This is a genomic window from Acinetobacter sp. YH12094, from assembly GCF_013419295.1.
Taxonomy (GTDB): domain Bacteria; phylum Pseudomonadota; class Gammaproteobacteria; order Pseudomonadales; family Moraxellaceae; genus Acinetobacter; species Acinetobacter amyesii.
The window spans coordinates 1-7,877 of the sequence record NZ_VPAK01000050.1; the positions used below are offsets into that span (position 1 = coordinate 1).

General features: G+C 33.7%; 14 protein-coding genes and 1 pseudogene. 11 read left to right on the top strand and 4 right to left on the bottom strand.

Annotated elements, in window-relative coordinates:
- From FTU34_RS17990 to FTU34_RS17040, 4 genes and pseudogenes are all read left to right on the top strand, one after another.
- Positions 1-420: pseudogene (locus FTU34_RS17990) on the top strand (MobA/MobL family protein); the annotation flags it as partial.
- Positions 421-1,055: 635 nt separating this feature from the next.
- On the top strand, positions 1,056-2,000 hold the full coding sequence (repM, locus tag FTU34_RS17030; RefSeq protein ID WP_068912167.1) for a replication initiation protein RepM: 945 nt from the start codon (positions 1,056-1,058) through the stop codon (positions 1,998-2,000).
- A gap of 3 nt (positions 2,001-2,003) precedes the next feature.
- On the top strand, positions 2,004-2,558 hold the full coding sequence (locus FTU34_RS17035; RefSeq protein ID WP_180005593.1) for a plasmid replication DNA-binding protein: 555 nt from the start codon (positions 2,004-2,006) through the stop codon (positions 2,556-2,558).
- Positions 2,559-2,570: 12 nt separating this feature from the next.
- Positions 2,571-2,714 carry a hypothetical protein gene (locus tag FTU34_RS17040; RefSeq protein ID WP_166135746.1) on the top strand — a complete coding sequence of 48 codons (144 nt, stop codon included), beginning with the start codon at positions 2,571-2,573 and terminating at the stop codon, positions 2,712-2,714.
- Between the two features lie 205 nt (positions 2,715-2,919).
- Here FTU34_RS17040 and FTU34_RS17045 read toward each other — a convergent pair whose 3' ends face one another.
- Positions 2,920-3,348: a hypothetical protein gene (locus FTU34_RS17045; protein WP_000877730.1), complete on the bottom strand. Its 429-nt coding sequence runs from the start codon at positions 3,346-3,348 to the stop codon at positions 2,920-2,922.
- 169 nt (positions 3,349-3,517) lie between these two features.
- Between FTU34_RS17045 and FTU34_RS17050 the strand changes: the two genes are divergently transcribed.
- Entirely contained in the window at positions 3,518-3,820 is a 303-nt protein-coding gene (locus FTU34_RS17050; protein ID WP_178962753.1) for a type II toxin-antitoxin system RelE/ParE family toxin, read from the top strand.
- On the top strand, positions 3,821-4,102 hold the full coding sequence (locus FTU34_RS17055) for an addiction module antidote protein (protein ID WP_067865280.1): 282 nt from the start codon (positions 3,821-3,823) through the stop codon (positions 4,100-4,102). It abuts the gene before it with no gap.
- Between the two features lie 77 nt (positions 4,103-4,179).
- Here the strand turns inward: FTU34_RS17055 and FTU34_RS17060 are convergent, their stop codons facing one another.
- Positions 4,180-4,494, bottom strand: a complete 315-nt coding sequence (locus FTU34_RS17060) for a hypothetical protein (RefSeq protein ID WP_005108843.1) — start codon at positions 4,492-4,494, stop codon at positions 4,180-4,182.
- 106 nt (positions 4,495-4,600) lie between these two features.
- Between FTU34_RS17060 and FTU34_RS17065 the strand changes: the two genes are divergently transcribed.
- From FTU34_RS17065 to FTU34_RS17085, 5 genes are all read left to right on the top strand, one after another.
- Positions 4,601-5,032 carry a hypothetical protein gene (locus FTU34_RS17065; protein ID WP_005108844.1) on the top strand — a complete coding sequence of 144 codons (432 nt, stop codon included), beginning with the start codon at positions 4,601-4,603 and terminating at the stop codon, positions 5,030-5,032.
- Entirely contained in the window at positions 5,022-5,348 is a 327-nt protein-coding gene (locus FTU34_RS17070; protein WP_005108845.1) for a hypothetical protein, read from the top strand. The genes FTU34_RS17065 and FTU34_RS17070 overlap by 11 nt, the downstream gene beginning before the upstream one ends.
- Before the next feature lie 555 nt (positions 5,349-5,903).
- Positions 5,904-6,104: a hypothetical protein gene (locus FTU34_RS17075; RefSeq protein WP_163146734.1), complete on the top strand. Its 201-nt coding sequence runs from the start codon at positions 5,904-5,906 to the stop codon at positions 6,102-6,104.
- A gap of 174 nt (positions 6,105-6,278) precedes the next feature.
- A complete protein-coding gene (locus FTU34_RS17080; protein ID WP_111885987.1) occupies positions 6,279-6,524 on the top strand; it encodes a type II toxin-antitoxin system RelB/DinJ family antitoxin in 246 nt (81 codons plus the stop codon).
- The gene (locus FTU34_RS17085; protein WP_074947749.1) at positions 6,514-6,807 is read left to right on the top strand and encodes a type II toxin-antitoxin system RelE/ParE family toxin; all 294 of its coding nucleotides are present in this window, start codon (positions 6,514-6,516) and stop codon (positions 6,805-6,807) included. The genes FTU34_RS17080 and FTU34_RS17085 overlap by 11 nt, the downstream gene beginning before the upstream one ends.
- A 45-nt stretch (positions 6,808-6,852) precedes the next feature.
- Here FTU34_RS17085 and FTU34_RS17090 read toward each other — a convergent pair whose 3' ends face one another.
- Positions 6,853-7,173, bottom strand: coding sequence for a GrlR family regulatory protein (locus tag FTU34_RS17090; RefSeq protein ID WP_179997607.1), 321 nt, complete (start codon positions 7,171-7,173; stop codon positions 6,853-6,855).
- Positions 7,174-7,349: 176 nt separating this feature from the next.
- Positions 7,350-7,724 (bottom strand): hypothetical protein, encoded by a 375-nt coding sequence (locus FTU34_RS17095; protein WP_086322809.1) that lies wholly within the window; start codon positions 7,722-7,724, stop codon positions 7,350-7,352.
- Positions 7,725-7,877 lie beyond the last annotated feature (153 nt).

The following is a 7,877-nucleotide window of genomic DNA, read 5'->3' on the forward strand; positions in this document are numbered from 1 at the left end:
CAATGCTCAGAGATACTGGAAAATAATGGGATTGAACGACCAACGATAAAACCCACGTTTTGGCAGAAGCTAAAACGAGAGTACGTTCATTCATTCGATACCCTACATGATTTTAATGATGATATGAGTCCCCTCCTTAAAGCAAAACGGGCAGATGATCTCAAAATTGAACAAGAAAGAATGCAGCAAGTACGCCAAGCGGAAGTAGATCGCCAACGAAGAATTGAAAATGATCGCAGAGAAAGTGAATTTAGAGAGCAATTACGTAAAGAACGAGAGCAAAAAGAACAACGCTATGAACAAGAAAGACACGAACGAGAACATTTGGCATTTTTAAAACGCCAAGAATTGGAAAAACAGCAGAAAAATGAGCCTAAAAAACCAGAAAATGAAAATAACAACGATTACCGACCTTGGTGAATGCTGTTTAAACGCAAAAAAATAGGGTTTTTAGCGATGTTTTGCTAAACCACAGTAGATTTATAGTTGAGTTAAGAAAAAACTCTTAAATCGCAAATGAGAGCATTTAGCGAGTGTCTACGAGCGAACTACAGGGATCTAAATTTTTTCACCTGTTTTTCCCTGATTACAGGCTCCCCTGTGTATCAAGAACTCAGAATCAGAGCATCCCGAATGGGTGCGAACTGATTACGATGGCTTTATGTCGAGCGAAGCGAGTAAAAAGCTCATGAGCGAAGCGAATTCCGAGCTGCTTTTGCTTTTTTTTAAAGTCACAACCCAATGAGCCAAAAAATTGCCCCAACGAGTCGAGCGAAAGCGAGATTCAATAGAGTTTGAGCGCAGCGAAAACCAAGGGCAATTTTTCCTTTCCTGGGCTTTTAATTATTTTTAAAGTTTTTAATGCTTTTAGACTCTCTGAAAACCTTTGTTTGCAAGGCTTTCAAGGTGGATAAGACTACAATTTCTTTGTCATAAGACTACAATTTCTTTGTCATAAGACTACAATTTCTTTGTCATAAGACTACAATTTCTTTGCATTTGATTACATCGAATGCTAATGTAGTCTTAATAACACTTATAACCTATGCAGTCTTATGAAAAATGACTTAGTAGTAAAAGATAATGCCTTAATTAATGCCAGTTATAATCTCGAAGTAACCGAGCAACGGCTTATCCTTTTATCAATAATAAGAGCAAGAGAAACAGGCCAAGGGATCTCATCCGACAGTAAATTAGAAATCCATGCTTCTGATTATGCTTCTCGCTTTGATGTCACCAAAGAAGCTGCGTATAACGCTCTAAAAAATGCAGTTAATAATCTTTTTGAAAGAAAGTTCTCTTTTAAGGAAATTCATAAAGATACAAACAAAGAAATTGTAGTCAAATCCCGCTGGGTTAGCCGAATTGCATATGTTGATGACCTTGCTACATTAGAAGTTACCTTTGCACCAGATGTTGTTCCTCTTATTACAAGATTGGAAAAGCACTTTACGAGCTATCAACTTAAACAGGTTGCGCAACTAACTAGCAAATATGCTATTCGTCTATATGAGTTTCTAATTGCTTGGAGAGACGTAGGAAAAACACCTGTTATTTCTTTATCTGAGTTCAGAGAAAAATTAGGACTTGAGATGAATGAATATCAAAAAATGGTTAATTTTAAAAGTCGTGTTTTAGAACCAGCCATAAAGCAAATCAATGAGCTGACTGATATACATGTAAAATACGAACAGTACAAAACAGGAAGATCTATCTCAGGCTTATCATTCACTTTTAAGCATAAAAAAATTGATTCGATACCTTCAGAAAGAGATCCAAACACGGTAGATCTCTTTACCCAAATGACCGATGCACAACGCCACATGTTTGCCAATAAACTTTCAGAGCTACCGGAAATGGGTCGGTATTCCCAGGGAACTGAAAGCTATCCACAATTTGCTATTCGTATTGCTGAGATGCTTCACGATCCTGAAAAAATCAAAGAACTATATCCATACCTAAAAAAAGTGGGATATATGCCATTAAATAAAAGGATTTAGTAAATGGCTAAATTATCACTAAGTGAAGTATCTAACCGCTTTAACGTCAGTCGTTCTACGCTATATAGGGCCATAAAAGAAGGGCGTATATCTCGAAGCGCTGATGGTCTTTTTGATATTGCAGAAGTCATCCGATGCTTTGGAGAGCCGATCAAAAAGCATGAACAAAAACAAGAAGTGGATCAGTCTAAAGATGATGCTGATTTACGTCAGCTTGTTGATTTTATGAAAAAGGAAATTGAGTCATACAAAGATCGTGAGAAACGCTATTTAGATCAAATAGACCGCTTTCAATTGCTATTAGGGCATAAAGAGTCTGAAGAAAAAATGTCTCATGATACACCAGTGACACATTCCAATGATGCACCATGCGACAACAATAATGGAATAAGTGAAACTATTGATAATAATAGAGATAGTGAAATTAAAACATCCCATGAGACATTGGTGACACGCCCTAATGAAACACCAAAACACGTACCAAATACGCATTATGAGACAAAGAAAAAACGTGGCTTATTTGGCCGTGTACTGAATGCTGTTTTTGATAATGACTAAGGGAGAAAGATCATGCCGAAACTGAAAGACATTGCCCTAGGCATTATTGTGGCCCCACTGTTGATCCCGATCATGCTGATCGCATCGTACCAGGATAAAAAGGAGCTGAAAAAAGAGCTGGATAAACGCCAAAAAGAAAAAGACCAGTCATCCTGATTATTCAATTGAGCTAATCAAAATCGTGAAACATTGCTTAAATAATAGGCGTGGAACGTGAAAAATCATAAAAAAAGCCCGGTCATGGAAACTCGGGCTATCAACTAGGAACTACAGCGTTGAATTATAAGGATAATTATAACGCATTTCGTATAAGGTGTATTATGTTAATTTTAGGGAAATTTAAGAATCTCTATGCAATGGTTTATTCAATATTCTTTGATTTCTTATCTTTTAGGTTAATCAGAAATAGCCAATAACATAAGCCAGGAAATAGAGCCATAAAGATAGTCCATGTATCTGTATACATCTTCCACCACTCTTTCGAAATTTCTCCTGTGTGACTCCATCCAAAAAGAATAAAAAATGGAGTAGCAATAATTATAGAGGCAATACAGATAGTTAATAAATTAAGACTGTTATAACGATTTAAAAGAATTGAGAATATGAAGCTGAAAGGTACAGTCAAAATACAATAAGCCAAGTAGACAAGACCGTGCCCTACAAGAACCACTAAAATCGAGTATAGGCTGTATTCCTGATTCATTACGATAAACAGGACTGCTGTGAAAAAAAGTAGTGGTAAAGGAGAAAGTAAGAGAGCTTTTACTATTTTTTCATTTGAGTATTTCACTAATTTAATTCTCTTATCTATTCAATAAATAATAATACTATAACGATTTTATTGGAGGTTTTTTGATTCTATTTAACATAATGGCTGTTATACGAAATTCAGCGTTTCAGGCTCCCCAAAACCAAGTTTATTTCTTGCATAAATGTATCCTGTAGGATACATTTTGTTTATGTACTCAATATATACCACTGAAGTCTTTGATGAATGGTTCACCAAGTTAAAAGACCAACAGGCAAAAAGACGCATACAAGTCCGAATTGATCGGGTTGAAGATGGAAACTTTGGAGATACTGAACCAGTTGGTGAAGGTGTCTCTGAATTACGTTTCTTCTTTGGACCAGGCTATAGGATTTACTACTGCAAACAAGGGCAAAGGGTTGTTATTCTTTTAGCAGGCGGAGATAAGTCTACGCAAAGTAAAGATATAAAACTTGCCCTGCAATTGGCACAAGATTTAGAGGAGGAGCTATAAATGGCTATTAAACTTCGCAAATGGGACAGTGCTGAGCATCTTAAAACAGAAGAAGATATGCAGGCTTACTTACAAGCATGTATCGAAGAATCTAATGGTGATGCCGCATTCATTGCTAAAGCTTTAGGTAACATTGCTAAAGCTAAAGGAATGGCTCAATTATCACGAGATACAGGTCTAGGCCGAGAAAGTCTTTACAAAGCACTTTCTGGTGATGTGAACCCTAGTTTTGATACGGTGATTAAAGTTGTAAAAGCACTAAATTTGCGCTTAGCAATTTAAAAAAATTATTAAAAAATGGAGCTTTAGGCTCCATTTTTTAATTTCGTATAACGTGTATTATGTTAATTTTAGGAGATCTATACAATTCTGTACTTTTTCACAATCATAGAAAAAGCAAATAAAATACTTATCCAAAATAAATAATCAATAAAAAAATTGAGAAAAACAAATTGATCCATGCCGATGAAAATAAATAAAGGATTGATACTTATACTTCCGACTGGAGAGGTTTCACCATCTATAAGGAACTGTAGAGGAAATCCCCCAGCTATGACTTCAACTTCTCCAAGCTTATCTACAACTATGCGGTCAACTAATATATTTTTTTGATAAAGCAAAGATACGTAGGTCAAAATAATTGCTAAGAAATTAAAATATAAAAATTTTTTCATAATTTTATCTCATATATCTATTAATTTTAACAATTTTTAATCAGAGCCTTTTGGAATAATTTGCTTTAATTTCTCTATTATGATTTTATCAAAAAATTCCTTTAATATGAAAAGATTAGAATTTATTTTATTAAGTTTACTTGCAGCCTGTAGTCCAGTTACAGAAAAAATTGAATCAAATATAGTTGTTCCACGTATTCAATATACGGGGGGAGCAGATAATGCAAGTTATAGTGAGGCTAAGCTTATTAGGGAAGGTAAATGCCTATACCTAGAACATGCTGATGGATCTAAAGTTCTGCCAATTTTTGCTACAAAAACTCTAGATTGGGATATGGAAACTAAGAGCCTAAAAGTAGATTCGGATACTTATTTTTTAGGTGATAAAGCAGCATATGGAGGCGGAGAATCCTATCCTCTAGAAAAAAATAATTATTCTTGGATAACTGAAGTAGATCCTAGCTGTGATACCTCAAAAGTTATAGTTATTAGTCGACTCATAAGACCAATTGAACAGAACTACCAAAATGAAGAATAGCCTATTTTACTGTCTTGCATTAGTTTTAATTATAGGATGCCAACCATTAGAAAAGAATGGATATATTTCTATTAAAAATTGGACCAATGCCCCAATCACAGATCTTAAAATAACTTATATCAGTGCTCAAAAAACTTATAGCTTAGGTACTCTTTATCCTTATTCGGAATATAAATACGCCATCAACTATGAGCAGCATAATGAGGATTCAATAATCTTTTCATATGTAGATAAAAGTCATAAAAAGATTAATCAAGAAGTAGCTACATATGCAGCCAAATATGATAGGAGAATTTATGAAATAATTATTCAATAGAATATAAATTTATATAGAAATTACAATTACTAATTGAACGAAAGAGCTTCTATTTGAAGTTTCAAAAACTGGAGTTTTCCACCAATCTAACCTCCATTTAACATAATGGCGGTTATACGAAACTTAGATGTAAGCCCAAAGTAGAAATGTCCGCTTTTAGAATATGCACTTTTGCAATTTTCTTATGTTCTTAAAAAAAATAGTTCTAATTAGTACAATAATAACTAGTAGTCTTGCTCTTGCATATGATCCTACAACGCCTTCATATTATTTAACGAAAGAATTGTGATGTGTGCAGAATATTATGCAGACTGTATTGATGTCTATGGGTCTGCTGGTAGCGGTGGAATGTCAGAGTGTGGAAACTCTTTAAATACATGCATCACTACAGGTGATTGGAATCCACCAAATCTTCCTGTACCATCATCGGATAGATTATTAAACCTTTTTAGTTCAGAAACTAGAGAAGCTACAACAAGATATACCACGGCCTAATAAATCAGGATCTCAATGTAATATGATTGGGATCCTTACCAACATATATAGAAGAGAAAAATGGATCAATTAAAAAAAATAAATGATGATTTGTATCAAGCTGCAATATTATTAGACAGTATTCCTAGTAAGATTCAATCAGATCCATCACTAGAAAATAGAGAAAATATCTTACTGATAGGAAAAGCTCTCAGTCATATTTTTGAACTCCAAAATAATATTTATAAAATTCGCCCTGATTTAAAAAATAATAATCAGTAATAACAGTTATTTATAGTATTTTTTAAGAAAGATAGCGGCTCATTTGAGAATATAAAAGTAATATTCTATTTGTAATAGTTTCTCTGAAATTAACATAATACGGATTATACGAACTAGCCACGTAATGCAACTTGCATTACAATATTCCTATGCATTCAATAAATGGGAAAAATAATGGCTACTGTTAACTTCAGGGTCGATGAAGCCCTTAAAGAAAAATCTTATTCAGTTCTAAGAGAACAAGGTATTGCACCTACTGAGTTTTTTACAAATGTCCTTGAATACATTGCAGCGACTGGGAAACTCCCTGTACAAAAAGCCTTACTCTCAGAAGAGGATACCGAGCTATTAGCGATTGTTCGTAAACGTATTAATGATCCTAAAGAAATGTTTGAGGAAATTACTTTAGATGACTTATAAGCTTTTACGTCATAAGGACTTCACAGCTGAATGGGAAAAGCTTCCTAGTGCTATAAGAGATCAATTTAAGAAAAAACTTGCCAAGGTCATAGAGCAGCCACATATTCCAAAGAATATGCTTAGAGGTGATCTTGCAGGTTGCTACAAAATTAAATTATTAAAGGCTGGAGTCCGACTAGTTTATCAAGTTAAAGATGATCAGGTAGTTATCTTGCTCATTACGGTTGGGAAACGAGCTGACAGCATAGTTTATGACGAAGCGAAAAAGCGCATTAAAGACTAAAAATGGGAGCTTAGAGCTCCCATTTTTGACTTCGCATAACGTGTATTATGTTAATTTTAGAAATAAGTCACCTATAAATTTTGCTTTTATATAAACGACTAAATTAGGTCTATTAGTAATACTCCCTAATAATTCATAATCATAATTCGTCTTTTTAATAGATACATTTAAAGTTTCATTTATAGCTTTTTCTATACTATTATCATGTTGTTTTATAATAACTTTCGATTTTTGATTAATGATTTCACCTTGAAAGGAAAATGCATAGTTTCCACCATTTATTATATTATTTTGTACTACAAAAACTCCATTACCAAAATCATTAAAATTATCTTGAAATTCAAGGAAGTAAATACCATCTCGCATTCTTAAAATACCAGTTCAACAAAGTGAGTGTTTTATATATTTTACGCCAATTTCAACTTTAAATAAGCTTTTAGTTGTTCAAACAAATTGAGCTACCTCTCCTGTAATACAAACATTAGCATTTCATAGTAGTTAACCTTTATTTAACATAAAATCTCTTATATGAAATTTAGAACTTATCCCTTAAAAAGATCATTAAAAAGCTCTTTATCTTTCTGTCTATTTTCTTCTGTCTTACTTTCCGCACTTAAAAACTGCTCAAAATCAGCCCATTGATGTTTAAAAGATTCATCATTCTTAAATTTATTCAAAACCCAAGCGCCAAGCAAAATTTTCCGTCTAGTTTCATTTTTCCGTTCTTGAGCTTTGGCTTCACTTAAAAGTTTTTGCTGCTTAAGTTTAAGCTCATTCTGTTTCTGTTTTGCCTGTTCTAAGATCTGCTCTTGTTCTTTTTTCAAATACTCAATTTGCTCTTGTAGAGATAACTTCTTCTGCTGTGCTTTAGTGAGCTTCTTTAAAACTGCATCTTTCTTTTCTTGAATATCTGACATAGTATTAAACCGTGATGATCAATAACCAAACATCATCATAGAGTCAAAAAACAAAGCGAGCAATATCAAACGTAGCGAAGCGAAGTTTTCCCGGAGTGAAACGAAGGGCGCACTTACCCACTTTTATCATTTCATTCAAAAGTGGACGTTGCG